The following is a 25908-nucleotide window of genomic DNA, read 5'->3' on the forward strand; positions in this document are numbered from 1 at the left end:
AAAACCTCTTGACAATGAGAACTTTTTTGATTATAGTAGAACTAACGAATATTAGTTAGCAAAGGGCAAAGGAAAATGGAAGATACCAAGCAGCGCATTCTGGAAAAATCTCTAGAACTGTTTTCGACCAAAGGATACGACGCCGTCAGTGTGGGTGAAATTGCAAAGGCGGTCGGCATCAAGGCACCCTCGCTGTACAACCATTTCCCCAGCAAGCAGGCGATTTTTGATGCAATTTTAGAGACGACTTCGGCGCACTACCAAAAAGACACTGCTGAAATTTCAGTCCATGTACAGGATTCCCAAAAGGACATCCCAGTTTTCTCCCACATCTCGGAGGAGCTGCTGGTTGAAAAAGTCCGGCAGATTTTCCTTTATTCGCTGCATGATAAAACCATCAGCCAGTTCCGCCGGATGATGACACTGGAGCAGTTCCGTTCCCCCCAATTTGCCGAACTGCTTTCCAAACGCTATGTGGATTGGATGATCTCCTACCATGCAGGCATCTTCCGTGCGCTGGTTGCAAACGGCGAACTGCGAAACGAAGACCCTGATACGCTGGCGTGGATGTATGTTTCACCGATCATCGTCCTACTGAGCGTCTGCGACCGCCAGCCGGAACGGGAAGCCGAAAGTCTTGCAAAGCTGGACGCCCATGTAAGGCTGTTCTTCCGTACTTTTAACATCGAGGGAGGTGAAAAATAAAGGAATTTTTGAATTTTATATTGAAGTAGAAAAACGCCATAAATGCTATGATCAAAGGAGAGCTTTTTGAAACATACAACATTTGCACTGGGACTTGTGGGCTGACCGGGAGGTCTGGCAAATACCACAAGCCACTCCTCCCGAGGACGAACAGACACAACTCTTCAGGAGGACGATACCATGAACCGTGAAAATAAACGAAAGACCTTTGAAAAAGGTTACTATAAGACCCACGCCTGCAACGACACCTTTACCTGCAAAGTCTGCGGACGGGTCTGCACCCCGCAAAATGCCGGGAGCGACCACCGCAACCATTGCCCCAACTGCCTGTCCAGCCTTCATGTGGACGAAGAACCCGGCGACCGTGCCTCCGATTGCGGCGGCATCATGGAGCCGGTGGCCGTCTGGGTACGCAAGGGCGGCGAGTGGGCCATCATCCACCGCTGCAAACGCTGTGGAAAACTCAGCTCCAACCGGGTGGCGGCAGACGATAACCCCATGAAGCTTATGAGCATTGCCATGAAGCCGCTGTGCTCGCCGCCGTTCCCGCTGGATTATATTGAGGAAATGACCGCCTTGATGGGCGGCGATGGACGGATGCGGTAAGCCGCAGGAGGAATTGCAAGATGGACTATATCAGAGTTACCAAGGAAAACATCGACAAGGAACACATCTGCTGTGCCATGTCCGGCAAACAGAGCCTTGCCAAGAAGGAATGGCTCAAGCAGCGCTTTGAGGAGGGGCTTGTTTTTTACCGCAGTGCAGAGCGCGGCAAGTGCTTTATCGAGTACATCCCGGCAGAAAACGCATGGGTGCCCATTGATGCGGCAGGCTGGCTTTATATCAACTGTCTGTGGGTCTCCGGCTCCATGAAGGGACACGGCTATTCCGGCGAACTGCTGGAAGAATGTCTTCGGGATGCCAAGGCGCAGGGCAAAAACGGCGTTTGTATTCTGTGTGCCGAGGGGCGCAAACGGGAGTTTCTCGCTGACCCCAAGTTTTTGACCCATAAGGGCTTTAAGGTCTCGGACACCTCCGATTGCGGAATCAACCTCATGTACCTGCCCCTTGCAGAGAATGCCCAGCCGCCAAAATTCAAAGCCTGCGCCAAGTACCCCAAGGTGGAGGAGAACGGCTTTGTCCTTTATTATACCGACCAGTGCCCTTACACCTATTATTGGGTGCCAAAGGTGCAGGAGGCGGCAAAGGAACACGGGATTCCGTTCAAAGCCATCCACATCACAGAGAAAGAAACGGCACAGAATGTGCCTGCACCTGTTACCACCTATGCACTGTTCAGGGATGGGAAGTTTGTGACCCAGAGCATCCAGTCGGACAAGAAATTCTTGAAATTAGCAGGCGCAGCGGATTGAAGGATTCAGGAAAAAAATGAAATACGATCAAACGATTATCACTCCAAAAGGATTGGAAGTCCACATCCGAAACGGCGTGGCATCCGATGGAAGTGCCGTGCTTGAAAACTTTGATCTGACACACGCAGAAACAGATTATCTGCTGAGTTATCCCGACGAAAATCACCTTGACGCGGAACAGGAAAGCCGCTACTTGGAGAAAAAAGAAACCAGCCCGAATGAAATTGAGCTGATCGCCTTTGTGGATGGTAAAGTGGCAGGAACTGCCGGGATCGATGCGATCGGACCGCAGTATAAAGTGGCACATCGTGCTGAATTTGGCATCAGTATCCTAAAAGCGTATTGGGGTCTGGGCATTGGGCGAGCCTTGATGGAAGTCTGTATCCAATGTGCCAAAGCCGCCGGATACGCTCAGTTGGAGCTGGAGGTAGTGGCGGAAAATGCAAAAGCAATCTCCATGTACCAGATGGCAGGGTTTGTGGAATATGGCAGAAACCCAAAAGGTTTTCGCTCTCGGAACGCTGGATATCAGGAACTGATCTCCATGCGGCTGGAATTATAAATTTTATCATAAAAAACAAAACGCCCTGCCGGGACACGGCAGGACGTTTTGTTTTTATGGACCTAGAGGGATTCGAACCCTTGACCTCTCGGATGCGAACCGAACGCTCTCCCAACAGTCTCGCTTTTGTGCACACCTTATGCAATGTGAGAAAAGAAAAATAAACGTATATTCGTCCATATGAAAGGCGCGGTCATGCTGATAGACTTTCTTGGTCGCAAGTATGGTCTCCAAGCCGCTGATTATCAAGATGAAGCTGTTTGGGGCGTAATATGGTTGGCGGACAAGTGAGCTACAGGCCCTTGAGATGTAACTCACATGGGATTCAGATGTATCGCATCCCAATTTACAATAAAATACGATATAACGTAAAAGCGCAACTTCTACTCTTGATGAATGGAAGATGAGCTTTTTACATTTGACAACGAGTTATAGATTGACAATAGGACACATACACGATAAACTTTATATAGTATTATGTAAATCAGAAGGAGGCCAAACCATGAGCGCCAAGCACACTACCCCTGCCCAGCATAAGAGCAACCTCCGCAATGTGTATGGAACCTTTGCCATTGAGGGCATGACCATCAGCAAAGATACACGAAGCAACCTTGACCGCATTGGCAGCGGTCAGGCCAGCTATCAGCAGGTCGTGAATGAACTGCGCGCAAAGTACGCGAAGAAGGGCTGAACAGACTCCCCATGATAAATAGGTGGAAAAATGTAGGAGATTAAATATGCCAAGTGCATTTGATTGGAACTGTGAGCTTTCATGGATAAAAGAATATCGATTTCCGCTAGACCAAGGTATGCAAACAGTTTATGAGTGCTTGAAGAATTGGATGGATGATTACAATAGGAATATCATGATAACTACCTTCATGACCTCTGAAGAAAAAGAACAAATTAAAATTTTTTCTGATAGACTGATGCAAGCGTATGAGCTTTATGTAGATAACCGCTACATCGAAGCTTTTAATATTTTCAATCAGGCCATGGATAGTGCGAAGAATCATCTGCCGACCGCTCCAGTTGGGCAGTCAAGTGCTTATGTGGCTGATGCTATTCCATACTATCGGATTATAGCGGGAAATAATAAATATAACCGACTTCAATTCCTGCACATTCCATGCAATTTAAGATACTTGGCATCTGCAAATCGATTTAGTGTTCCCGGAATGCCATGTAGCTATATGGCAAGTGCTAAACGAGTAGCATGGTATGAGTGTGAAATGCCTGATTCATTTCAATGGGCGAAATTTGAGGCCGTCAAGCATGACAAAAAATTGATTCAATTAGATCTCAATCCTTTAACATCGACACGTAGTCTTATTTCTGAACTTCCAAAAGATCGTTGGACGGAAGATGAACGCAAGTCTTTTGCCAGAGGATATTGTTTTATCCTTCCACTGATTGCTTCTTGTTCAGTCATTGCAAAAGAAAAGGGGAAATCGTTTGTTGAAGCTTATATTATTCCCCAAATGCTTATGATTTGGATAAAAAACAGTACGGATTACATCGGTGTGCGGTATTATTCAAGTTCTGATAATGAGTTGGTACGAAACGATTGTGGATATAATATTGCCATGCCCGCAAAACATCCTGACAAAAACGGATATTGTGTTGACCTTCAAGAAATTTTTGGAGTTAACGATACAAACAAAACTGATGAAATGGAATTCTTGGATTTCACGGAGAAATTTTACAACCACCATAAGGTACAAATAGACAGACTAGAAACTTTTTACAAAGAAATTCTCTACACACGGCAGCATACGCATTATCATAAACAAGGAACCTTGTATGAACGCTACTGCTCGGTTTGCAAAGTATTAATTGCACTAATAAAAGCATTTCGGCCAGAAAAAGGTTCCAGCAGATATGCTTTAGTAATGTCACTTTCTGAAGCTTGGTATCTTTGTATGGATATTCAAGAATTAACAAGAGCAAAATTTGAGAAAATCAAAGAAGAAAATACTCCAGGCGCAGATTCTCTCCCCGATGATATAATTATCGAAATTGAGAATGATATTGATTCCTTTGAAAACACTGTTATAGACTTGGCCCATGACTTTAATTTGTTTGTAACAGTTGGTATAACGTGACGTGTTACATATGAACTAGATGCAGTATATCAAGAAAGGCTGATTATGTTCTCGAAGTATGATGTCTACACCACGGTGCAATCCATGTACTGCTACCCCGATACGGATGTTTTGATCAACAAGCTGAATATCCATGACAAAGCAGAACTGAAACAGGCCGAAGAAGAATTTACGGCGGTTAAACAGATGGCTCTGTTGCAGGAGCCAATCAAGGGACGTTTTACCAAAACTCACCTGTTTCGGATTCACCGTTTCCTTTTTGAAGATGTGTACCCCTTTGCAGGACATATCCGCAAGGAACAGATCAGCAAGGGTGACACGATGTTCTACCCTCCAGACCTGATTGACCGAGAATTGGAGCGCGTGTTCAAGAATATTCGCTCCAAGAAGCTGCTTGCCGAACAAGATGAAGAAAAGCAGATTCAAAATCTGTCGCAGACAATGGCGGAACTGAATATCATTCACCCTTTCCGTGAGGGAAATGGCCGCAGCACCCGTGAACTGATTCGCTGCATGGCATTGGAATATGGCTTGCACATCAACTGGGGCAACACCGACCGGGAAACCTTGATCAACGCCGCAATCGCTGCCGTAGACGATGATATGGCATTCTGTGATGTTCTACGGCAGTGCATCGAAAAGAAAGATACATAATAATAGTCTACGAACCAGAATGCATAATCTGTATAAAAAGCCGCTTCTTTTCATTTTGAATCGAAGCGGCTTTTTATATTAACAATTCAAGAGCACCTGTAAAACAACGAGTACAACTTTCATGAATCTTATAGTTGATAATATACGGTTGCTGTCAACTATCCTGAATTTCAACACGCTGATGAATTTTTGTAGCCACATCGGTATAGAGGTCTACATCAAAACCTTCTGCGACTTCAAAACTAACGAACAAACAATAAGGTATTGCTGTTTTTACTTTTTTACAAGCATCAGCTTTGCAGTTCACTTTGATGATAAGATCCTCATCGTTCCAGACAATTGCTTTTTCACCAACAAAAATCTCGTGCTGCAACGAGCCCTTCCGAACGGCTTGCCATTCAGTATTTAGTCGGTCAGGTACGAGACCTTTTCCATTATCATCAACGTCAAACCACAACTGTATGCCGCGATAAGCCTGTTTATTAGGAACAACAGGAGAAAGATAGGCCAATGTAACGGTTAGCTTTCTTTTCATCAATCGAGACGAAAAATCTACTGGCAGAGGTAGTCTAAAAACTTCGCCCTCATCGATTTTAACTTCTCCTAATCCGATGAGAGTTATACGTTCTTTCGTACACTCAACAACACGGTCTATATTGGGTATTCCATTCCCAAGCCATTTACTCAATTGTTTCGGTGAACTTCCCATTGCAAGGGAAAGTTTTTCAGCAATAGGTTCCCATGAAGCACCATGGGTAAGCATAGCTTTCAACAGAATAGCTGTGGATTCGGGAAGTATACCTACTCCCGTTTCTTCGAGAAACAACTGATTTAGAACATCATAACATTTCGCAGCTTCATGTGTTATTTGAGCTGCTGCATCGCTTGTTCCTGAATAGAAAGCGCAACCATCCTTACTACCAGCTTCATACGGTGCAGCGGATAAACATCCCGGTTCGCGTGTAGACGTAATCCATGTGCTTGTTCCGTCATGATTTTTTCTGATGAATTTTCTACCACCGTAATAAAACAGATCTGGAGCAATAGTTGATCGATACCCTTTTCCAATTGCAGACATTGGAGATGGCATTCCTTTATCGACCGCCCAAATGCAACGAGAATTTTCAGCGGGGTTTGTGAAATCATCGTACAATGCGCCAATTGTCAATCCGTTCAAGCTTTCAGAGGGGGAAAGTATTTTTAGATTCCATTGGTTATTATTAATGGCATCGCCAAAAACTTTGTTTCGCTGACTCATATTAAGAGCTTTTAATTCATCGAACGGCTTGTTCACAAAATCTATGATTTCAGGATGATTTCCAGCACTTATTATGAACAGAATTTTATATTTATAAGCAAGAAAATCGAGCAAACGCGCAATTGGACTCATTATCCCTGTTAGTTGACGCACAGGATCACCAATAGACAAATTGATTACTTTAGTATTTGGTGCGGTAGCTGGTGATTCTCCATCTCCTTCCATCATTCGCTTTATTGCTCGGTGAAGAGTATCAATGAGCATATGATCATCAGGGATGCCTTCTTCCATTCCCTCAAAGCAAGGCTTCGGGCGTAAAATCGGACGCACATATACAGGACTGCTAATAGGCGTATCATTTCTATTAAGATCCCCGTAAATAGCAAGCGATACCATAGAAGTACCATGAATGCGATATTTACTCTCATAGTCTGTGGCATAATCATCTGGATCATCAATAATAACACGGTTCCGAAGCAATCGATGATTTTGCATAGGCATTCCATCGAAAACAGCGACAACAGCGTCGCCCACTGGCAGCGGCGATTCCTTTGTTAGTGTACATACTTCTGAATCGTTTTCGGAGATAAATGCAGACTGGCAAACAGGCCGAAAAAACATAATGTCGTCAACCTTTGACAACTCAATTTCTTCATAGTTATTAACCAATTCTTCAATAGCTATCCTAGGAAGTTCAACCAACATACCATGATAAAATATATCACTTATTACACACTCCTGAATTATACGTCCCCCTAAAGATTGTATTTCACGAGAAATTGTATCCACTGCTATATGCCTTTTTTGAAAATCAGATCTAAAGAATAATTCGATTTCAAAAGGGACTGGAGAATTTCCGTCAAATTCCAATGATTCACGCCAATAATCTATAGCATGCGTTTCTGCAATCCTGTCCTGCGCATTCCACCTTCTTATATTTTTTATATGGGTAAAGACATCACGAAGTCCTGCAAAACCACGTTTAAATACATCGGTTTCACCATCCTGATACCTTTGCCACAGTGACAACAGCTGAGACATCGCCTGTTGGTTAGACATTATGCAATATAGTTTGCCATTTAAAAGACCTTCATCTCTTTGGCCATTTCTCGAAATCGAGTAAAAATCATCATCTGGTAAAAAAGAGTCTGTTTCAATATCAAACATCCATTCGAGACCATCTGTGTTTTTTACTGCAGTATAAAAATTATCGACTGTTCCAATTATTTCAAAAACAAGAGCAAATTCGGGATTTATCCCTGTTGGTGATTGCTGGATTTTTAGATTTTTCTGTTCAAAAGCAGCTTGGAGAACATTAAAAGACGGTTGCAATCGAGCAAATTGTCTACTGAAAGAAGGCTTCATAATTCTTGGAAATGACGGGGCTTTGCGTTCGCGATCTGCGCGTTCCGGAGACGGAAACAATATTAAAGGTCTGTCTGGCATGTTTCTACTCCTTCCTGATTTTTGTGTGCAGTAATTACTTGTGACTGCCAACTACGAATGGATTTCTCCGTGATTTCTTTTGCATTCCCATTTGGCAAACTTAAAATATATTGTCTGTAAATTGATAGTGCAAATTCTTCGGCTTCTGCATAACTTACTCCTAGTGTTTTTTTTGCTAGTGTGCTTGATTGCAAACCAAATCGAAAATCTTTCTCCTTTTCAAAGAAACGATAATATTCATCCAAATTACTTCGAGTTGGCTTCGGAATTTCTAAACGAATCTGAAATCTTCGCCAAGCCGCTTTATCAAGTAGAGTATCATGGTTTGTAGCAGCAACCACGACAACATAGCTTGGAAGCGCATCGATTTGCATTAGTAAAGAGCTTACAACACGCTTAATTTCACCTGTTTCATGGACATCGCCACGTTCTTTTCCAAGTGTTTCAAATTCATCAAAGAACAGAACGCATTCTCTTGTTTTAGCATATTCAAATAATTTAGAAAGCCTTGATGCGGTTTCTCCGAGGTAAGAACCAATAATTCCTTCATATCTAACTGTAAGCAATGGAACCATTAGAGATTCAGCTATTGCCTCGGCTAGTGAAGTCTTTCCATTTCCGGGAGGGCCAATTAGTAATAACTTGTTTCGCGGCTCAATACCATAGGATTGCAATAAATCAGAACGATTTTGCTCGTTAATTAAATCTCGGCAAGCCGTTTTAACATATTCTGGCAGAATCAGATGCTCCATTCTTTTTCGCGGGATTTTTTCAGAAAAAAGCAGTTGTTCATTTATATTTCCGCGAACAATAGAGGGTGCGCTTGTACTTTCCCTTGCGATTGGTCTGCGAGAGTTTTTTAATAGCTCATCAATCTTTGTTGCAAGAACTGTATGCTGTTTCGCACGTTCCTCAGCGCATAAAGCTTCTGCTGCTTTTCTAAAACTCGTGGGATCATTAATTAATCCATATTTCACCAATTCACATAGCAAATCTGCTCTTGCCATAATTGAATACCTCCTAAAATTTCCAATAATTCATAATTGGCAAGCGGCATTACAGCAGGCCATTAGGAATATCAATGAAATTATTCTCACAAAAATCAAGAAAACTTTTGGTTGCCAGATTACTTGGTATAACGTGACCATTTTCCCAACGGTTAATTGTCGAGTAGCTTACGTTAATCGCGGCAGCTAATTGTTTTTGACTCAAGTTGAGATTCTTACGTACAGAAATAACAAATTCAGAAAATGTCACAATCGGTCCTCCAGATATAGCATGTGCTATATTATATCTACTGTTATAGTATAGCATGTGCTATACTTCTTTACAATAGAGATAATATAAACTTTTAGGGCCTATTGATGATTTATAAAAAAGGGGGATGCCAATGGATAAAGACTTTATGCTGAACTATTTTAACAAAGCCGTACAGCCTGAATGGGAGGAACTGCTGAAAACACCGCGCTACCAACCGGCAGCAAGTAAGCGTGACGCAATCGAACGGGAGTTCTTTCGGATGCTGAACGATGAACAGAAACGCAAGTACCTTGATTTGGAATCCGCAGTCATACTGGCAGAATGTGACATCGCAGAAGCTATGTATATGAAAGGTGCCGCAGATCGTGAGCTGATGATCCGTTAATGCCATGAGTTACGACTACTTCTACGGGCAGTCGGGCGAACTGTTTTCCTACTTCCGTATTCCGAAAGCACTCTTTCAGGACTGCCGCTTCCGGCAGCTCTCCACCGATGCCCGGACGCTGTACGGCATCCTGCTGGACCGCATGAGCCTGTCGGTCAAGAACGGCTGGCTGGACGAGCAGGGGCGGGTGTATATCATCTACACCGTCCGGGAAGTACAGGAATCCCTCTGCTGCGCCGAACACAAGGCGGTCAAGCTGTTCCGGGAACTGGAGGAGATGGACCTCATTGAGCGCAAACGCCGTGGTCTGGGCAGACCCAGCCTGATCTACGTCAAGGACTTTTCGTCTGGACTGCAAAAAGCGCAAGTACAGAATTGCCCAAATAGCAATTCTGGTGCTGTCGAAAGCGCAATTCTGGAGCAGTCAAAACCGCAAGCAAATAAGACTGATAAGAATAAGACAGAGTGGAACGATCCTGACCCTATCTATTCCGTGGGAATCCGGGAGCAGCTTGAGGATTATTTTTATCAGGCGTTAGAGGTAGAACTTCTGCTCCGGCTCTGCCCGGACGAGGAGGACACCATCTACCAGATCGTGGACTTACTTGTGGACACCTGTTCTACCAAACGCAAGATGTTGCGGATTGCCGGAGATGACAAGCCTGCCGAGGTGGTACGCAGCTGGTTTATGAAACTGAACGCCGACCACATCCGCTTCGTGCTGGAATCTCTGGCAGAGAACACCGCCCCGGTGCGGAACATGAAGCAGTATCTGCTGGCGATGCTCTACAATGCGCCCACCACCATGAACCTCTACTATCAGAACAAGACGAACCACGACTTTGCGCGCGGTTCATCGAAAGCGGGGTGATGTTATCGCAAAGAAAGCTACGATTATCGCAGTCACCAATCAAAAAGGTGGTGTGGGGAAAAGCACCACCTGTGAAAATCTGGGCATCGGGCTGGCGATGGAGGGCAAGAAAGTTCTGCTGGTGGACACTGACCCACAGGGCAGTTTGACCATCAGCATGGGCTGGCAGCAACCCGATGAACTGCCCACCACTCTTTCCACCCTGATGGCAAAAGCCATGAACGACCAGCCCATCCAGCCCGGTGAGGGCATTCTGCACCACGCGGAGGGCGTTGACCTGATTCCGGCAAACATCGAACTGGCAGGGCTGGAAGTGGCTCTGGTGAACAGCATGAATCGGGAAAAGATACTGAAACAGGTGCTGGAAGGTGCCAAACGGGAGTACGATTTTATTCTGCTGGACTGTATGCCCTCGCTGGGGATGCTCACCATCAACGCACTGGCGGCGGCAGATGCTGCCCTGATTCCTGTGCAGGCACAGTATCTTTCGGCAAAGGGCTTGGAGCAGCTGCTCCAGACCGTGCAGAAAGTGCGGCGACAGATCAACCCAAAGCTGAAAATCGAGGGTATTCTGCTCACCATGACCGACAGCCGCACCAATTATGGAAAGCAGATCAGCAATCTGATCCGGCAGGCATACGGAAAGCACCTGAAGGTGTTTGAGCAGACCATCCCACGGTCTGTCCGAGCGGCTGAAACCAGTGCGGCAGGCAAAAGCATTTTCCAGCATGACCCCAAAGGCAAGGTGGCAGAAGCCTACAAATCTCTTGCGAAGGAGGTGCTGGCGGATGCCGATCGACAGCGGAAACTTAGCTCTGAAAGGGCTAGATGACCTGTTCTCCACCGAAGAAAACCGACAGGAGGAACAACGGGAGCAGGTACAGCAGATTCCCATTGATGCGCTGCACCCCTTCACCAACCACCCTTTCAAGGTGCTGGACGATGAAGCCATGACCCGGACGGTGGAGAGCATCGCACAGTACGGCGTACTGGCTCCGCTGATTGCCCGACCTCGCCCGGACGGTGACGGCTACGAGATCATCTCCGGGCACCGCCGCCAGTATGCAGCTAAACTTGCCGGGCTGGATACCCTGCCGGTCATTGTGCGGCAGATGTCGGACGATGCTGCTGTGATATTGATGGTGGACAGCAACCTTCAGCGTGAACACATTTTACCCAGTGAACGCGCCTTGGCGTACAAGATGAAACTGGATGCCATGCGAAGAACTAGCGGTAGACCGTCAAAAGAAAATGTGTCCCAAATTGGGACACAAAAACGTTCCGACCAAATCATGGCCGAAGAACTTGGTGAAAGTCGCAACCAAATCCAGCGTTTTATCCGCCTGACCAACCTTATCCCGGAACTGCTGGACATGGTAGACGAAAAGAAAATCGCTTTTAATCCCGCTGTGGAATTGTCCTATCTGGACGAAAGCCAACAGCGGGATTTTTTAGAAGCCATGGAGGACACCCAGAATGCGCCGTCTTTATCGCAGGCGCAGCAACTGAAAAAGATGGCACAGCAAGGAGAGTTCAGCTACGAAAAAGCCTTTGATGTGATGGGACAGGAGAAAAAGAGCGAGAAAGACACCGTGACCATCAAAAACGAGACCCTACGGAAGTATTTCCCCCGCAGCTACACGCCCAAACAGATGGAGGAGAAGATCATCCAGCTTCTGGATGCGTGGCAGAAAAAGCAGCAGCGCCGCAACGAGCGCTGACCCGTAACGTAAGACCCGATGGGGTCTTTTTTGTTTGCAAGAATTTGGAGGTAACGCCTATGAACAATACGATTCCTTTTCACTCCGCAACTCACGCCCCGCAGATCACGGTGGATGTGAACATCCTGACCATGCTGAAGCAGGCGGCATCCTGTTTGACCAAGGCAGCAGGCAAGGATGTGTACCTTGCCGCCATCGGTCCCGATATGGAGCTGACCATTATCATGGAGGAGGATGCCCCTTCCGTTCTGCCTTGTTTTGACGAGGACGATGCCCTGATTTCCGTGAAGGGTGCGCCGCTGTTTATCAGCTACAATCCGGCGCAGGTTCTCAAGCTGGCAGGCAAGCGGTACCTGACAGGTCCGGTCATCTTCTACCGCACCAATGGGCACAGTACCATCGTGTCCCTGACAGTGGAGGACATTTATCGCTTTCAGACCTATCTGGAAAGTCACAGCACCACCCTGATGGCAGATGGGCAGAAGCTGACCTGCATCTGCATCGACTGAGGTGTGAATGGAACAGAATGAAAACACCCTGTCCGTGCTGAAAATTGCACCGGGACAGCATCCGCAGCAGGTCGAGATTGACAACGACCTGAAAGCCTTGCAGCAGGCTGTGGGTGGCTCGATTGATGCTGTTTACCCCTTTGCAGACCCGGTGGCCATCATCTGCAATGACGAGGGCAAGCTCATGGGACTGCCCCTGAACCGTGCCCTGCGGGATGAGGACGGGCAGATGTACGATGCCGTTGCCGGAACCTTTTTGGTTGTGGGGCTGGGCGAGGAGGATTTTGCATCCCTGACCCCGGAACTGGTGCAGAAGTACGAGCAGCTTTTTCATCAGCCGGAAGCCTTTCTGAAGTTGGGCAACCGTCTGCTGGTGCTGCCGGTGCCGGATGAACCTCCCGCAGAAAAGCCCCGCACCAAGCCCTCGGCAGAGCATGACCGCTAAAATCACCCTGCGGCACGGGAGGTGATGGCAGTGCAGGAAGAAATCGAACAGAAGTCATTCAACATTATGATCTCCACCACAAAGCTGTCCGCCCGGACTGTCCTCCGGGCGGTAAAGGCGGCGTTTCGGCTGTACCAGTCCAAAGCATCCCAAGGTAAGCAAAGCGTCCGCACCCTTCTGCGGCAAAACCGGGGTGTGTCCAGCGTAGAGATCAGCAAGACCGGCATCCGTGGGCTGGAACGCTATGCCAAAAAGTACGGCATCGACTACGCTATCCGCAAGGACAGCTCTGAAGTGCCGCCCCGGTATCTGGTCTTTTTCAAAGCCCCGGACGCAGAAGCCTTCAACTCGGCGTTCAAAGAGTATTCGGCATCTCTACTGAACAAAGACAAACGCCCCTCGGTGCTGGCAAAACTGCATGAACTGGTGCAGGCGGCGGCAGAACTCCCCGGCAAAGTCCGGCATAAGGAACAGGAGCGTGGGCTGTGACCACGAAAAAGCTGACAAAACTGCTGGCGCTGTATTTGCCCTATATTTTGCTGGGGCTGGTGGCAACCAACTTTGGTGAAGCATGGCGGCTTGCCGAGGGCAAAGAACTTGGCGATAAGATCATGTCCATGATGGGCACCGTTCCGCTGGCGTTTGCAAACCCTCTGCCCAGCCTGCATCCGCTTGATATTCTGGTGGGTTTGTGCTGCGGCGCAGGGCTGCGGCTGGCGGTCTATCTGCGTGGAAAAAACGCAAAAAAGTACCGGCATGGTATGGAATACGGCTCTGCCCGGTGGGGCACCGCCAAGGACATTGAGCCGTTCATGGCTCCCAAGTTTGCAGACAACATCATCCTGACCAAAACGGAAAGGTTGATGATGTCCAATCGTCCGCCTGACCCCAAGAATGCCCGGAACAAAAACGTGCTGGTGGTGGGCGGCTCCGGCAGCGGAAAGACCCGGTTTTGGCTCAAGCCCAACCTTTTACAATGTCACAGTTCCTATGTGGTAACAGACCCCAATGGGAAAAACTGAGTACAATAGAATATAGAAGGAACAAAACCTTCTGAAAGACCGAAAGGTCTTTACATGAAAACGGAAAGGGAGGTGAAAAAAGTGCCTGACAAAGAGAAAAAACGCTATACGGCTCTGTATGAGCGGCTTTCCCGTGATGATGAGCTGCAAGGCGAATCCAACTCCATTTTGAACCAGAAAAAGTATCTAGAGGACTACGCCCGACAGATGGGTTTTTCCCACATCCGGCACTTCACAGACGATGGCTATACCGGAACAAATTTCAATCGCCCCGGATTTCAGGCCATGCTGGAAGAAGTGGAAGCCGGAAATATCGCCACCGTCATCGTGAAGGATATGAGCCGCTTTGGACGGAACTATCTTCTGGTCGGCAACTATACCGAGCTGTTATTCCCCAACAAGGGTGTCCGGTTTATTGCCGTCAACAACGGCGTAGACAGCGCAAACCCCACATCCAGCGACTTTACTCCGTTTTTGAACATCATGAACGAGTGGTACGCCAAGGACACCAGCAATAAGATCAAGACTGTGTTCCGCAACCGGATGAAGGAAGGAAACCGTGTCAGCGGTTCCATTCCCTATGGCTACTACCGCAAACCGGACGATAAGCAGACCTTATATGTAGACGAAGAAGCCGCCGCCGTTGTCCGCAAGATCTTCGATATGGCTGCACATGGAGCCGGACTGACGGAGATCTCCGACACCCTGACCTGTGACAAGGTGCTGATTCCGTCTGCATACAGCCAGAAGTATCAACCGCAGAATAACCGCAACACATCCTTTCACGACCCATACTGCTGGAACAATACGACCGTAAGCTATATTCTTGACCGTCAGGAATATCTGGGACACACGATCCTTGGCAAGACGATCAGCGAGAATTTCAAAATCAAGAAACGCCGCAAGGCATCCGAGGACGAGCTGATCATTTTTCGAAATACCCATGAACCCATCATCACGCAGGAGGTCTGGGATGCAGCGCAGAAGCTGCGGAAGCGTTCTCCGAGAAAACTCCAGAACGGCACCTACTCGCATCGGCTGTCCGGTCTGATTTTCTGTGCAGACTGCGGACACCGAATGTCGTACAAAAGTCCGGATTCCGTTCGCCGCCCGGACAACAGACACTTCGATTCCGATTCAGGCTTCCAATGTGTCCGGTATCGAAACCGATACGATGGCTGCACATCTCATTCCATTAAGGTGTCCGTTCTGGAAGAAGCCATCCTGAAAAGCATTCAGGCGGTGTCGGATTATGTTCTGGAAGATGAGGACGCATTTATTGAAGAATTGCAGGCGCAATGGCAGAGCCAGAAGCAGGGATTATCCGCTGAGAACAAAAAAGACCTTGCCAATGCCAAAAAGCGGATGGATGAGCTGGACAACCTGATCCGTGGTCTGTACGAAAGCAATCTGTCCGGCAAGCTGCCTGACCGTCAGTTTCAGCGCCTGATGGCGCAGTATGACGAGGAACAGGAGCAATGCGAAAACCGCATCAAGGAGTTAGAAGCAAAAGCCGGAGATTCTATGACATCCAAGGTTGACCCGAAACGTTTTGTTGCGCTGGTTCGTAAATATCAGGATTGCGAAGTCCTGACCGATGATATGCTGTATGCGTTTATCGAGAAGGTGGAAGTCCATGCGCCGACCGGAGGCCGGACACGATACCGGCAGCAGCGCATCGACATCTATTTCAACTTCATCGGGGAGTATCATCCCCCTGCCGAAGAAATCAGCGAGGAAGAGCGTGTTCGGAAAATCGACGAGCAGGCAGAAGCGAAGAAAAACGAAAAGCGGCAGAAGTCAGTGCAACGGTATCGGGAACGGCAGAACGAGCTGAAAGCTGCTGCACAAGCCGGAGACCCGGAGGCCATTGCAAAGCTGGAATCTGAGCGGGAACGAAAAAGACTGCAGGGTGCAAAGCGGCGGGCAGAACTGAAAGCGATACGAGAAGCCGACCCTGAGTATCTCCGCACGATGGAGGAAAAAGAGCGCATCCGGCTGGAAAAGATGCAGGAAGCCGAACGCTGGAAGGCAGAAAAACAGAAGAATAAGGCAAAGCGCACCCGCAAGGAATTGAAAGCCCTTGCAGAAGCCGGTGACCCGGAAGCAATCGCCGAACGAGATGCAATGCTAGCGAAGGACGCCGAAGCCCGCAAGCGCAAGAAAAAGCGTTATGCAGAGCGCATGGCAAATGACCCGGAGTATGCCGAAAAAATCCGCCAACGGCAGCGGGCGTATAACAAAGCCCACGCAGACAAGCGGAAAGCGGACTATGCCGACCTTATCAAACGTGCGGAAACCGACCCGGAAGCCGCCAGAAAATTGGCAGAGATACGGGCTTACCAAAGCCGGAAAACGGTAGAGTGCTATCAGAATCTTGTGGAGAGAGCCAAGACAGACTCTGCCGCCGCAGAAAAGCTGGCGCAAAAGCGTCAGAAACAGAATGAGAGTGCAAAAGCAGCCTACAACCATCTGAAGGAACAGGCAAAGACCGATCCGGAGGCTGCAAAAAAGCTGGAAGAACGGAGGTCGAAGCAACGGAAAGCAACCAATAAGTATCTCGAAAAACGAAAAAACAACGTACAGGAGGACAATGCAGCATGACTACCATGAAAAAATCCATCCATGACAATGCCAACGGTCTGGACTACACTCTTGTCAATGACCACTATCTGCCGAATCTGACCGCAGCAGCCCCGGCAGAGCACCCCACCGGGCGGTGGGGCCGCTTACATAAGACGTATCTGAAGGAGCAGCACCCCATCCGGTACAACCAACTGCTCCTGTCCGGTGTGCTGGGCAGCTACCTTGCCAAGCTGGACAAGCAGGCCGAAGAACAGCTTGCATTGACCATCCGGCAGATGCAGGAAGCCGAGGGTGTGACCGAAGCCCTGAAAGCTGCCGATCAACTGGAATGGGTGCGCCGGATGAACAGCATCCGCAACCGTGCTGAGGAAATCATCAAGTCTGAGCTGATTTTTGTATAAGGAGGTGCCCACGATGGCTGTGCTGAAACCGATGCTGAAACTTGCCCTTCTCCCGCTGCTTCTGCTGCTGATTCTGGCGCAGTGGGTGGGCATCTTCCTCACGACCTTCTCCATTGTCCTGACGAATCTGCTGGCGGGACTGTTCTTCTTCGTGGCTCTGGCAAGCTGGATCATGAAGCTGGCAGACGGCGGCGAAGTCCTGAAAATGCTGATTACCGCATTTGTGGTTTTCGTCCTGCCTTACATAGCGATAGCTGCTATCGCAAAAATCTCCTTTTTCGCTGAGGAACTCCGGGATTTTCTCCAATCCTGAGTTCAAGACCGCCCTGCGCAATGCACGGCGGTCTTTTTGTTACATCGGGTCTGCACAGGGCAGGCCCTTTTTTAATACGGAGGTACAAGCCTATGAAACTGACTTTTGACGAAAAGAAGTTGCTCTACGCCTACGGTAACCCCGATCTGGAACTGACCCGCAAGCGGCTGTGCGGAGTTGCCGGGCTGACGGTTGACCCCGACCAGAACAAGCTGGTGCTTGACTTCTGCCGGAAGTTGGAAGACGAAACACTGGCAGACTGGTACGACCAGATGTTCTACTTTGTCCGTTCCGAGATGGAGCATTATACCATGATGCAGAAAATGTCACGGGACATCGAGGAGGACGAGGACTGGGGACCGACCATCTTTGACGAATCTGAGGAGGGAGAACTGATTGACGATGTTTAAGCTGGAGACCATGATCTACGCCAGCGATGCAGGATAGTGCGGTTGGGTGACTCAAGAGAAAGAAAAAAGAGACCTCATCTCGTTGAAAATCAAATTTCAAAATCATTAAGGGAGCTATTCAAATGAAACAAAATCAGAATTTCGACCATAATCACTCTCAAAAAGTGCTTTCCTGTCGCTACAACATGGACACCAACCGGGTGGAAGCCCGGTTTGAAGATGGCACTACCCTTGCCATCGACTGCATCGCTATTGAGGATGAATACGGCAACACCCCTGCGCAGCGAGCAGAGCTGGATCGGCTGCTCTACAACAAGCCCTTGGAGTATGCCCAGCTTGTGCTGGGTGGTGAGATTGAGCATTATCTTTCGCTCGGCTGTGACCATGGCAGATTGGAAGATTGGCTTTTAATTATAGCAATCCAATAAATTAGCGTGAATAGCCACAAACGCGAAACCATCCAGAACAGTCATGTGAAGAAATCGTTTTGAAAGCAGCACGAACGGCATCCGGCAGCTTCTCCAACAAACGAACTTTTGCCTTTCTCAGAAAAGCCTTGAGGTTAGACCACATCTTCTCAATAGGATTCAAATCAGGGCTGTACGGTGGCAGATAGAGGTATTGAACGCCAGCCTGCTCCAATAAATCCTTTACTGCCTGTGTATGGTGAGAACGCATATTGTCCATCACAACGACCGAGTCGGGAGAAAGTGTCGGAATAAGAATGTTTCTCAGATAATCAACAAATCTTTCTGAAGTTGTTCCTCCTGAATATGTTGTATAGGCAGTTTCGCCGTTCAGTTGAATCGAAGATAGGACAGTCATATTTTGAGGTTTCCACAGAGGTACAGCATCAACTGCGCGAGAACCACCCTTGGAACGGGCATAAAATCTCGTCATATTGACATTGATTCCACTTTCATCCAGAAAAACAAGCTTTTCAGGGGCGTACCCGGACATATTCTCTTTCCATGCTTTGCGTTTTTCCTTCACATCGGGGACGCTCCTGTTCGCTGGCGTGAAGAGATTTCTTTTTACGACGATATCCAAGTTTGAGCACTGCTTTACGAACTGTTTCATTACAGGCTTTGAGTTGAAGTGTATCTATGATTTCTGCAATCGTGATGTCGGGCTTCTCTTTCAGCAACTGTTCAATGTTGCGGATACCTTCCCGGCTCAAAGCTGATTTACGTCCGCGAGGATAGGTTCTGGTTTCGATGGAACCAGTTTCTTCCAGCTGTCTTTTCAGGCGATATACCGTGCCTCGATTGACAGAGAAGTTTTCAGCGACTTCTCTTGCATTGTGTGTTTTCTCCAATGCCTGAATCAGAAGTTTTCTTGCTTCATTGTGCAACATTTCAATCGCCTCTTTGACTCAATTTTACACCTTTTGTCAAGCTGTAACTTTATTTGATTGGACTGCTATAATATGTTCCTCCCAAAAAGGATTCAATGATTTTTCCATCACAGATATGTATTTGCCTACTTGCGTACGCTGCCACATCTGGAGAGTGCGTTACCATAACAATCGTCATGCCACTGCGATTGAAACTTGAAAACAGTTCCATAATGGCGAGGCTGTTAGCTTTGTCTAAGTTGCCGGTAGGTTCATCGGCCAGTAACACACGCGGCGAACGAGCCAGCGCTCTTGCAATGGCAACGCGCTGTTGTTCACCGCCAGAAAGATTTACTGGTCGCTTGTTGGCTTTTTCGGCCATGCCAACGCGTGCGAGCAGTTCATGTGCAACCGCATCTCTTTCCCGTTTGGACACACCCGCATAACCAAGCGGCATACAGACGTTTTCAAGCGCGCTAATTTCATTAACCAAGTTGAATGCTTGGAATACATAGCCAATTTTCTCGTTACGTAATGCCGCGCCGGCTCTACTTTTCAGTCGTGTAATGTCCTCGCCGTCAAAGAAATAACTGCCGCTTGTCAGTTCATCCATACAGCCTAAAATGTTTAGCAGAGTCGATTTGCCGCAGCCTGAACGACCTGTAATAGCGACAAAATCGTGAGGATAGATTTCAAGGTTTACCGCCTCGATCCCTACAGTTTTCACACCACCCTGCCGATAAATTTTACTTGCATCTTGCAGCTTTAGAATCGGTTTCATTTTTGCTCCTTTTAACGCTATAAAATCTTCGTTGGGTAGCGACTACGCGTGCCGAGGATCGTACATACACAACATATAAGCGTGATTCCAAATGCTATGCCTATTGCAAGTATCGCGCATGTCCAGGAAAAACGCACTGTGAATGTCACAGTGGAAAGCTGCGGTGCAATAAATATTGTTAACAGCAAACTTATTACACCTCCCAAAAGTGAAAAAAGCAACACTTCGCAAAACAGTTCAAAAATAAGCGTACCGTGTGTTGCCCCCAAAGTCAACGCAATAACGAATTCTCGTCTGCGCTGTTCTACATAGATAAGTAAAACTCCAATGATGCCCACCGTTGTAATGACAAGCGAACATTTTGCTACCCATACAAACAGCTCCATCCATTGCGTTATATCGCGGATGGATTTTTTGAGTTCCGCGCGTTGGTCAGACACCGTATAACTGTAGGACGGATGACGGCTTTGTAGCCAATCGGCAATTCTCTGTACATCGTCAATACCCTGTCCGCTTTGTAAAAATACGCTCAAATAGGCCATGGGGGCGTCAGCATTGGCAGTCAACATATTTAGCTGCGAAAACGGCAAAACGATAAGCTGCGCGGTATCCACATTTTCACTTTCCATAGCGCTCAATAGTAAGAAATCAGAATTGTCGGGTAAGGTTGCTGTGTGCAGTAGCTGTCCGTTTATCGTTGCGCCTTGTTCATCAAGCAAAAACCAATCACGCCCAAAAAACAATCTGTTGGGCAAGTCCTTTTCTATTTGCGCACCGAAATAAACAGTATCCGGTTCTGGCTGTACGCCGAAGAAGAATTCAAAAGTGTTCTCATCCATAGAAGATAATATGACATCTTGTACCTTATCCTCTTGTAGCTCAAATGTATAGATTGTTCGTTCAAACAACAGATATGAAAAGCTATACTCCGAGCCATATATTTCGCATAATTTGGCATAATCTTCAGGTGTTACGGCAGCATTGAGACCATCGCCGCCATAATACTGAATGGATATACTGTTTTTTCTGCTCTGCATTTCGTAGGCTTCCAAACGGTATGTGGCGGCTCTGCCGGACAAATATCCACAAAGTACAACTGTCGTGCCAAGCACAAACTCTATAAGCAGAAAAAGATAGGTTTTACGGTTCAGCCACAGCTTTTGCACCGCACGGTAGAGCGGATATAACATCATGACACCCTCTCCATCAATTCTACAAGCTTTCTTCTTTTCAAATTTCGCATGGTGGCCCACGTGACAAGCAATACCATTCCTGCTCCGAAGACAAACGCTCCGATGTATACACCAGCAGTAAGGGCAAGAGCAAAGGTTTGGGGAACCGTTGGCCGCAAAAGTTGCACAAGCGCCAAATCAAGGATAAACGCAGCAGCGAAACACAACAGGTTTTCTACCAATGCGGAGAAAAGTTCCGTGCTGTAAGAAGAGCCCAGCGCCATATGTATGCCAATGAGCCGCTTATTGTGTAGGATTTTTCCGGTAAGCACGAGCCCAATGTTAAGACCTGCAAACAGCAGGCTGACAGCCCCCGCACTGAATATGAGAACTGACTGTTGGATGCACTGACTGAGAAGCTTTTGAAAGTCCTGCTCACCATTGCGAACGCTACGAACTTTCAGTCCAATGGTTTCGAGCGCAGTGCACAAACGCTCTAAATCACTTTGTTGCGTATTGCGAAAATAGATTCGACTGTACTGTAAAGCGCCTTTACTGGTCTGCGGCGCAAGCGGAAGGAAAATTTTGCCGTTGTTGCGCACAGAAGAATAAACACCCGCCAGCTTGTATGCTTGACCGTCAACCGTGACAGTATCGCCTATAGACAACTCACCATATTGCTCCAAATCCGCTTTTTCTATAATGCATGTATTTTGATTTTTAGAAAATACGGATTCTCCTGCTACAGGTACAAACATTTCAAAGTCTGTGATGTTTTCAGTTGTATAATAGACCACCTCACTGTGACGCTCATCGTTCCAGTCTACAGTACTATTGCAATACGCAATGAGGGCAAAATCTGCCGACTTTATTCCTACGTTTTGTATAGCTCTTTGAACATCCTGAAATGCGACATCCACGCCATATAAAGTAAGCACGGTTGTATCTGCTCCCCCCTGAATACGCATAGTCTCGACGTTCTGTACGAATACATTAATGTTGCCAAGACAAAAAATAGGGAACAGTAGCCCTAATGCCATAGAAACAATCAAAATCACATTGATTTTAAATTCATGACAAAATTGCACGGTTGAAAGCCAAATGTAATAAGAAAAACTATTCATTTTCATCAAGATACCTCAGAGGGAGAATTTGAGCGTTTTATATGATAGAGAGTGCCTTGTGTAGCATCAGATACCCAAAATCCATCTTCAGTACGTACAAGATAAGATTCCGGAGATAATTCTTCAAATTCTATTAAGGTTTCAACATACAATCAAATCGATCAAATGTTGCTCAGAATTTGTCCATCCTCGATCCGAATGATCTGCTGCGCCTTCTGCGCAATTTCCGGGTTATGCGTGACAACGATAAGCGTTTGCCCGAACTCCGCAGCACATTCCATTAGCAGCCGCATCGTATCCTCACCCGTCCGTGTATCCAGATTTCCGGTTGGTTCATCGGCAAAAACGATACGCGGTTTTGCGATGAGCGCACGAGCAATCGCCACACGCTGCTGCTGTCCACCGGAGAGCTGCGCTGGGCGGGAATGCAGTTTGCCAGCAATACCCAAGATCTCGGTCAGCTTATGGAGCATCTGTTCATCCGGTGCTCTATGATCCAGATAGAACGGAATCAGAATATTATCCCGCACCGTGTACTCCGGGAACAGGCGGAAGTCCTGAAAAATAAATCCGATCTTTTGCCGCCGCACCTGTGCCAGCTGCTCCGCATTCATCGCATAAATGTCCTGCCCATCCAGCAGAACTTTTCCGGTGGTGGGCGGCAGAAGTCCTCCCAGAATTTTCAGGAGCGTGGATTTTCCGCTGCCGCTGGAACCGATGATGGACGCAAATGTACCGTTTTCAAGGGTCAGGTCGCTATTTCTGAGGGCGTGAACAGCGCTTTCTCCTTCCCCGTAGGTTTTGGAGATCTGTACAGCTTCCAGAATTTTATCTTTCATAAAATGTCCCCCTTGGATGCTTTTTTACGAATAAAAGAGAAGATCGGCAGCAACGCTGCGGACAACCAAAACACCATCAGCAGAATGCTGACCATGATCTGACTTCCCACGGGTTTATGGAATTCAAACACCCGTCCGCTTGTATGGATACGGATCAGGTCTAGAATGCTCTGGATCGGAACGATGCGCGAGACCGCCGCATAGACAACGATATTCACAAGCAGCGTTGTCCCAACGATGACCGGGAGCAGCAGCTTTGCATAGGACAGCACCAGTTTTTTCGGGGAAACGCCCAGCGTCAGGAGAAGCGACAGCCGCTGCTGCTGGACTTCATAAGCCGAAAGATTCAAAACCACCAGCAGCGCACACCCCAGAAGGACCCCGAATACAGCAAGGATGCCGACAAGGAAAGCGCTCTGTGTGCCCTCGGTGTAGCTCTGGCTGAGCAGATCGTAGTTGTCTGCGCTCAGAATCCCATTTCTGCGTGTGGCAATGGATGCAATGGAACGCCGCAGCGAGAAGTTATTGTCGGCAGCCAGCTTTACATTCAGGCTGCTGTATCCTTCTTTTTCCATATGGTAGCTTCCTGCGCTCTCAAACATTTTATGATAAAGAGCCGTACTGACAAAAATCGTGCCGCTGAAAATGATCCGGTCTGTTGTCAGCAGTGTGTAATTGCTTGCAGACTTTACGACACCGGCAATGGGCAGCTGGGCGGTGTACGTCCGGTAGACCTCATTCCCGGCTTCATCCTGCCCGGTATAACGCCGGTATTGGATGCTCAACTTGTCTCCGGCCGCAAAAACCGGTTCAACCAACGTACTGCCATCCGGTTGGAAGCCCTGATAATACTCATCCGCAGCGGGGTCATAATAGCAATCTCTCCACAGGGTCAAAACAGAATCCCCTGCCAGCAGCGTCTCTATTTCCTCGTCCGAAACGCCGGCATCTGCGGCAATGCGGCGCAGTTCATCATCCGGCAAGGCGCAGACGGCCGTATTCAGCGTTCCTTTTTCTGCATTTTGCATCAAGTTCGAAATGTCCGTATAGAAACCGTTGCCCTTGACCCAGATATCGGCAAGCATCTGGCTGGACTGGATTTTGTCGGACGTCACGGTATAGATATCGGTCAGATCAATTGCGGCGGAAACCTCTTCCACGCCGGGCAATGCAGCGAGGTCATCCTTTAAAGAAAACGGCATCCCGGAGGTTCCGTTCATCTTGATGGACAGACAGGCATACGGTGCATCCAGATCATACGGCAGCATGACACGCCAGCCGACATACAGACAACTGACGGCAATCAGCAATACCGCGCAGCCGACACCGATCTGCGGTGCAAGCGGCAGCTGTGCCAAGCGGAATTTTTTTGCAGGCTTCTCTTGGGGTTTTGCGGTCTGCGGGCGAACCAGCACCGCAGGCAAAAGTGCGCCCAGCAGTACGGAGAGCAGAAACAGCACCGCCAGTGGCACAAGAGATGCAGCGGGGACCACTAAGAACGAAAGGTGCTTCTGCAACCCCAGACCGACTGCCGCAGCACCGCAGCCCAGTGCAAACCCAGCAGCAACTGCTGCAAGCCCGGCAAAAAGCGCCTCCCACAGGCACATGAGACGGAGATCCCGATTCTTAGCCCCCAGCGTCAGGAAGGTATTGATGGTATGTACACGCTTGTGCAGAACGATCAGGAAATACTGCGCCACTGCAAAAAAGCTGACCAGAATCGCTGCGACCAGCAAAAAGCGCAGGGAGGACGAAACGGTATCCTCCTGCGGGTAGGCATACTCGTTTGCCACTAAAGCAGGGTCGGTCGAAGCGGTCACGGGTGCGGTTGCATTCAGATAATAAAACGTCTGGAACTTTTGCCCGTCCAAGGCAAGCGGCTCTGCTACAATGCCGCTGACGGTGAGATTGCCGTTCAGATTCCAATAAACATCATAGGCAGGAAGAACACCGCACAGGGTATAGGCCTTTTCCATCACTGTGCCGGAGCCTGCCAGCGGGTCGTAATCATTGGCAGCGACCTTCAGCGTGACCGTCTGCCCTACGTCATAGGAGCAGCCCAGCGCATCCAACAGTGTCGTTGTCATGGCGATCTCATCGGGCTGCATGGGAAAATCACCGCTGATCGGCACGATACGTCCCAGCTGTGTAAAGGTATCGTCTACCGTTCCGATCCCGCCCGCCACGCCATCGTCTGCGCCGAGAACGATTCCATTCTGGATCACTGTGCTGACCTGTGCGGATGCGGGCAAGGTGTTTTGTGCCTGTGCAGCGTCCGCAGCAGTATCCGACAAACGCAGGTACTGCCACGCGCCGTATAGTTCGCAGCGGGTGTCCTGCAATACCTGTGCAGAGCTGACGGAGTAGATCACCGCCGCCGTCAGGAACGAGAAAACCAGTGTCAGCAAAAGCAGCAATAGGCTGGTCTGCTTCTTGCGGCCAAGCATCCCATGAAACGCCAGAATGATCGATGGACTTTCTTTGATTTTCATACGCCGTCCTCCCCTATGTCTTACACGCACCTAGAAAATGAATTTTTCTATTACAATAACGCTTTTAGAGGAAGTTTGTTACACTTGTTTTAAAACATCGTATGACTGCACATAAATTCATGGAAAAATTGTTGCATA

Annotated in this window: 29 protein-coding genes and 1 pseudogene; 20 read left to right on the plus strand and 10 right to left on the minus strand. The window is 47.9% G+C overall.

The features are described from left to right. Positions 1–75 precede the first annotated feature (75 nt). The 7 genes from MTP39_RS04880 to MTP39_RS04910 all read left to right on the plus strand — a co-directional run bounded on the left by MTP39_RS04880 (position 76) and on the right by MTP39_RS04910 (position 5399). Positions 76–705 (plus strand): TetR/AcrR family transcriptional regulator, encoded by a 630-nt coding sequence (locus MTP39_RS04880; protein WP_249241662.1) that lies wholly within the window; start codon positions 76–78, stop codon positions 703–705. A gap of 180 nt (positions 706–885) precedes the next feature. Further along, on the plus strand, positions 886–1311 hold the full coding sequence (locus MTP39_RS04885; RefSeq protein WP_015536987.1) for an RNHCP domain-containing protein: 426 nt from the start codon (positions 886–888) through the stop codon (positions 1309–1311). Positions 1312–1331: 20 nt separating this feature from the next. Then, positions 1332–2078, plus strand: a complete 747-nt coding sequence (locus MTP39_RS04890; protein ID WP_249241663.1) for a GNAT family N-acetyltransferase — start codon at positions 1332–1334, stop codon at positions 2076–2078. 16 nt (positions 2079–2094) lie between these two features. Then, on the plus strand, positions 2095–2640 hold the full coding sequence (locus MTP39_RS04895; RefSeq protein WP_249241664.1) for a GNAT family N-acetyltransferase: 546 nt from the start codon (positions 2095–2097) through the stop codon (positions 2638–2640). Positions 2641–3142: 502 nt separating this feature from the next. After that, positions 3143–3331, plus strand: a complete 189-nt coding sequence (locus tag MTP39_RS04900; RefSeq protein ID WP_097775100.1) for an antitoxin VbhA family protein — start codon at positions 3143–3145, stop codon at positions 3329–3331. 46 nt (positions 3332–3377) lie between these two features. Continuing rightward, positions 3378–4745: a hypothetical protein gene (locus tag MTP39_RS04905; protein ID WP_158403462.1), complete on the plus strand. Its 1368-nt coding sequence runs from the start codon at positions 3378–3380 to the stop codon at positions 4743–4745. Positions 4746–4790: 45 nt separating this feature from the next. Further along, positions 4791–5399: a Fic/DOC family protein gene (locus MTP39_RS04910; protein ID WP_249241665.1), complete on the plus strand. Its 609-nt coding sequence runs from the start codon at positions 4791–4793 to the stop codon at positions 5397–5399. Positions 5400–5553: 154 nt separating this feature from the next. Here MTP39_RS04910 and MTP39_RS04915 read toward each other — a convergent pair whose 3' ends face one another. Genes MTP39_RS04915 through MTP39_RS04925 form a run of 3 tightly spaced genes read right to left on the minus strand, consistent with a single transcriptional unit; the run spans position 5554 to position 9360 of the window. After that, on the minus strand, positions 5554–8103 hold the full coding sequence (locus MTP39_RS04915; protein WP_249241666.1) for a S8 family peptidase: 2550 nt from the start codon (positions 8101–8103) through the stop codon (positions 5554–5556). Then, positions 8085–9110, minus strand: coding sequence for an AAA family ATPase (locus tag MTP39_RS04920; protein ID WP_223383571.1), 1026 nt, complete (start codon positions 9108–9110; stop codon positions 8085–8087). The genes MTP39_RS04915 and MTP39_RS04920 overlap by 19 nt, the downstream gene beginning before the upstream one ends. 49 nt (positions 9111–9159) lie before the next feature. Continuing rightward, positions 9160–9360 (minus strand): helix-turn-helix transcriptional regulator, encoded by a 201-nt coding sequence (locus MTP39_RS04925; RefSeq protein WP_223383572.1) that lies wholly within the window; start codon positions 9358–9360, stop codon positions 9160–9162. Positions 9361–9493: 133 nt separating this feature from the next. On the opposite strand from MTP39_RS04925, the gene MTP39_RS04930 reads away from it, so the two are divergent. The 13 genes and pseudogenes from MTP39_RS04930 to MTP39_RS04990 all read left to right on the plus strand — a co-directional run bounded on the left by MTP39_RS04930 (position 9494) and on the right by MTP39_RS04990 (position 18454). Then, positions 9494–9748, plus strand: a complete 255-nt coding sequence (locus tag MTP39_RS04930; protein ID WP_097793444.1) for a hypothetical protein — start codon at positions 9494–9496, stop codon at positions 9746–9748. Positions 9749–9752: 4 nt separating this feature from the next. Continuing rightward, positions 9753–10619, plus strand: coding sequence for a DUF6017 domain-containing protein (locus MTP39_RS04935; RefSeq protein ID WP_249241667.1), 867 nt, complete (start codon positions 9753–9755; stop codon positions 10617–10619). Positions 10620–10623: 4 nt separating this feature from the next. Continuing rightward, positions 10624–11451, plus strand: coding sequence for a ParA family protein (locus MTP39_RS04940; RefSeq protein ID WP_249242034.1), 828 nt, complete (start codon positions 10624–10626; stop codon positions 11449–11451). After that, on the plus strand, positions 11408–12340 hold the full coding sequence (locus MTP39_RS04945; protein WP_249241668.1) for a ParB/RepB/Spo0J family partition protein: 933 nt from the start codon (positions 11408–11410) through the stop codon (positions 12338–12340). The genes MTP39_RS04940 and MTP39_RS04945 overlap by 44 nt, the downstream gene beginning before the upstream one ends. Before the next feature lie 59 nt (positions 12341–12399). After that, the gene (locus tag MTP39_RS04950; protein ID WP_249241669.1) at positions 12400–12849 is read left to right on the plus strand and encodes a hypothetical protein; all 450 of its coding nucleotides are present in this window, start codon (positions 12400–12402) and stop codon (positions 12847–12849) included. A 7-nt stretch (positions 12850–12856) separates the two neighbouring features. Beyond that, positions 12857–13294: a DUF3846 domain-containing protein gene (locus tag MTP39_RS04955; RefSeq protein WP_249241670.1), complete on the plus strand. Its 438-nt coding sequence runs from the start codon at positions 12857–12859 to the stop codon at positions 13292–13294. Between the two features lie 24 nt (positions 13295–13318). After that, positions 13319–13783 carry a PcfB family protein gene (locus MTP39_RS04960; RefSeq protein WP_249241671.1) on the plus strand — a complete coding sequence of 155 codons (465 nt, stop codon included), beginning with the start codon at positions 13319–13321 and terminating at the stop codon, positions 13781–13783. Continuing rightward, positions 13780–14307: pseudogene (locus MTP39_RS04965) on the plus strand (type IV secretory system conjugative DNA transfer family protein); the annotation flags it as partial. The gene MTP39_RS04960 and the pseudogene MTP39_RS04965, both read left to right, overlap by 4 nt. 90 nt (positions 14308–14397) lie before the next feature. Next, positions 14398–16920: a recombinase family protein gene (locus tag MTP39_RS04970; RefSeq protein ID WP_249241673.1), complete on the plus strand. Its 2523-nt coding sequence runs from the start codon at positions 14398–14400 to the stop codon at positions 16918–16920. Next, positions 16917–17303 carry a TnpV protein gene (locus MTP39_RS04975; protein WP_249241674.1) on the plus strand — a complete coding sequence of 129 codons (387 nt, stop codon included), beginning with the start codon at positions 16917–16919 and terminating at the stop codon, positions 17301–17303. Before MTP39_RS04970 ends, MTP39_RS04975 begins: the two co-directional genes overlap by 4 nt. 13 nt (positions 17304–17316) lie before the next feature. Next, complete coding sequence (locus MTP39_RS04980; protein ID WP_249241675.1) at positions 17317–17616, plus strand: hypothetical protein; 300 nt, start codon at positions 17317–17319, stop codon at positions 17614–17616. 92 nt (positions 17617–17708) lie between these two features. Further along, on the plus strand, positions 17709–18026 hold the full coding sequence (locus MTP39_RS04985) for a hypothetical protein (protein WP_249241677.1): 318 nt from the start codon (positions 17709–17711) through the stop codon (positions 18024–18026). A 122-nt stretch (positions 18027–18148) separates the two neighbouring features. Then, positions 18149–18454, plus strand: coding sequence for a DUF6061 family protein (locus MTP39_RS04990; RefSeq protein ID WP_015537021.1), 306 nt, complete (start codon positions 18149–18151; stop codon positions 18452–18454). Between the two features lies 1 nt (position 18455). Here the strand turns inward: MTP39_RS04990 and MTP39_RS04995 are convergent, their stop codons facing one another. From MTP39_RS04995 to MTP39_RS05025, 7 genes are all read right to left on the minus strand, one after another. Continuing rightward, on the minus strand, positions 18456–19019 hold the full coding sequence (locus MTP39_RS04995) for an IS630 family transposase (RefSeq protein WP_177714407.1): 564 nt from the start codon (positions 19017–19019) through the stop codon (positions 18456–18458). Next, positions 18967–19383 carry an IS630 transposase-related protein gene (locus MTP39_RS05000; protein WP_015537022.1) on the minus strand — a complete coding sequence of 139 codons (417 nt, stop codon included), beginning with the start codon at positions 19381–19383 and terminating at the stop codon, positions 18967–18969. Before MTP39_RS05000 ends, MTP39_RS04995 begins: the two co-directional genes overlap by 53 nt. A 49-nt stretch (positions 19384–19432) precedes the next feature. Next, the gene (locus MTP39_RS05005; protein ID WP_015537023.1) at positions 19433–20143 is read right to left on the minus strand and encodes an ABC transporter ATP-binding protein; all 711 of its coding nucleotides are present in this window, start codon (positions 20141–20143) and stop codon (positions 19433–19435) included. Between the two features lie 17 nt (positions 20144–20160). Further along, on the minus strand, positions 20161–21336 hold the full coding sequence (locus MTP39_RS05010) for an ABC transporter permease (protein WP_015537024.1): 1176 nt from the start codon (positions 21334–21336) through the stop codon (positions 20161–20163). Further along, positions 21333–22445 (minus strand): ABC transporter permease, encoded by a 1113-nt coding sequence (locus MTP39_RS05015; protein ID WP_249241678.1) that lies wholly within the window; start codon positions 22443–22445, stop codon positions 21333–21335. Before MTP39_RS05015 ends, MTP39_RS05010 begins: the two co-directional genes overlap by 4 nt. Positions 22446–22600: 155 nt before the next feature. Then, positions 22601–23278, minus strand: a complete 678-nt coding sequence (locus tag MTP39_RS05020; protein ID WP_249241679.1) for an ABC transporter ATP-binding protein — start codon at positions 23276–23278, stop codon at positions 22601–22603. Further along, positions 23275–25770, minus strand: coding sequence for an FtsX-like permease family protein (locus MTP39_RS05025; protein WP_249241680.1), 2496 nt, complete (start codon positions 25768–25770; stop codon positions 23275–23277). The genes MTP39_RS05020 and MTP39_RS05025 overlap by 4 nt, the downstream gene beginning before the upstream one ends. Positions 25771–25908 lie beyond the last annotated feature (138 nt).

It is taken from the genome of Faecalibacterium sp. I3-3-33 (genome assembly GCF_023347295.1).
Taxonomy (GTDB): domain Bacteria; phylum Bacillota; class Clostridia; order Oscillospirales; family Ruminococcaceae; genus Faecalibacterium.

Excerpts from the sequence above, each read along its gene's own strand:
- MTP39_RS04880 (WP_249241662.1), top strand. The coding sequence starts at position 76 with ATGGAAGATACCAAGCAGCGCATTCTGGAAAAATCTCTAGAACTGTTT.
- MTP39_RS04885 (WP_015536987.1), top strand. The coding sequence starts at position 886 with ATGAACCGTGAAAATAAACGAAAGACCTTTGAAAAAGGTTACTATAAG.
- MTP39_RS04890 (WP_249241663.1), top strand. The coding sequence starts at position 1,332 with ATGGACTATATCAGAGTTACCAAGGAAAACATCGACAAGGAACACATC.
- MTP39_RS04895 (WP_249241664.1), top strand. The coding sequence starts at position 2,095 with ATGAAATACGATCAAACGATTATCACTCCAAAAGGATTGGAAGTCCAC.
- MTP39_RS04900 (WP_097775100.1), top strand. The coding sequence starts at position 3,143 with ATGAGCGCCAAGCACACTACCCCTGCCCAGCATAAGAGCAACCTCCGC.
- MTP39_RS04905 (WP_158403462.1), top strand. The coding sequence starts at position 3,378 with ATGCCAAGTGCATTTGATTGGAACTGTGAGCTTTCATGGATAAAAGAA.
- MTP39_RS04910 (WP_249241665.1), top strand. The coding sequence starts at position 4,791 with ATGTTCTCGAAGTATGATGTCTACACCACGGTGCAATCCATGTACTGC.
- MTP39_RS04915 (WP_249241666.1), bottom strand. The coding sequence starts at position 8,103 with ATGCCAGACAGACCTTTAATATTGTTTCCGTCTCCGGAACGCGCAGAT.
- MTP39_RS04920 (WP_223383571.1), bottom strand. The coding sequence starts at position 9,110 with ATGGCAAGAGCAGATTTGCTATGTGAATTGGTGAAATATGGATTAATT.
- MTP39_RS04930 (WP_097793444.1), top strand. The coding sequence starts at position 9,494 with ATGGATAAAGACTTTATGCTGAACTATTTTAACAAAGCCGTACAGCCT.
- MTP39_RS04935 (WP_249241667.1), top strand. The coding sequence starts at position 9,753 with ATGAGTTACGACTACTTCTACGGGCAGTCGGGCGAACTGTTTTCCTAC.
- MTP39_RS04945 (WP_249241668.1), top strand. The coding sequence starts at position 11,408 with ATGCCGATCGACAGCGGAAACTTAGCTCTGAAAGGGCTAGATGACCTG.
- MTP39_RS04950 (WP_249241669.1), top strand. The coding sequence starts at position 12,400 with ATGAACAATACGATTCCTTTTCACTCCGCAACTCACGCCCCGCAGATC.
- MTP39_RS04955 (WP_249241670.1), top strand. The coding sequence starts at position 12,857 with ATGGAACAGAATGAAAACACCCTGTCCGTGCTGAAAATTGCACCGGGA.
- MTP39_RS04960 (WP_249241671.1), top strand. The coding sequence starts at position 13,319 with ATGGCAGTGCAGGAAGAAATCGAACAGAAGTCATTCAACATTATGATC.
- MTP39_RS04975 (WP_249241674.1), top strand. The coding sequence starts at position 16,917 with ATGACTACCATGAAAAAATCCATCCATGACAATGCCAACGGTCTGGAC.
- MTP39_RS04980 (WP_249241675.1), top strand. The coding sequence starts at position 17,317 with ATGGCTGTGCTGAAACCGATGCTGAAACTTGCCCTTCTCCCGCTGCTT.
- MTP39_RS04985 (WP_249241677.1), top strand. The coding sequence starts at position 17,709 with ATGAAACTGACTTTTGACGAAAAGAAGTTGCTCTACGCCTACGGTAAC.
- MTP39_RS04990 (WP_015537021.1), top strand. The coding sequence starts at position 18,149 with ATGAAACAAAATCAGAATTTCGACCATAATCACTCTCAAAAAGTGCTT.
- MTP39_RS05000 (WP_015537022.1), bottom strand. The coding sequence starts at position 19,383 with ATGTTGCACAATGAAGCAAGAAAACTTCTGATTCAGGCATTGGAGAAA.
- MTP39_RS05005 (WP_015537023.1), bottom strand. The coding sequence starts at position 20,143 with ATGAAACCGATTCTAAAGCTGCAAGATGCAAGTAAAATTTATCGGCAG.
- MTP39_RS05010 (WP_015537024.1), bottom strand. The coding sequence starts at position 21,336 with ATGATGTTATATCCGCTCTACCGTGCGGTGCAAAAGCTGTGGCTGAAC.
- MTP39_RS05015 (WP_249241678.1), bottom strand. The coding sequence starts at position 22,445 with ATGAAAATGAATAGTTTTTCTTATTACATTTGGCTTTCAACCGTGCAA.
- MTP39_RS05020 (WP_249241679.1), bottom strand. The coding sequence starts at position 23,278 with ATGAAAGATAAAATTCTGGAAGCTGTACAGATCTCCAAAACCTACGGG.
- MTP39_RS05025 (WP_249241680.1), bottom strand. The coding sequence starts at position 25,770 with ATGAAAATCAAAGAAAGTCCATCGATCATTCTGGCGTTTCATGGGATG.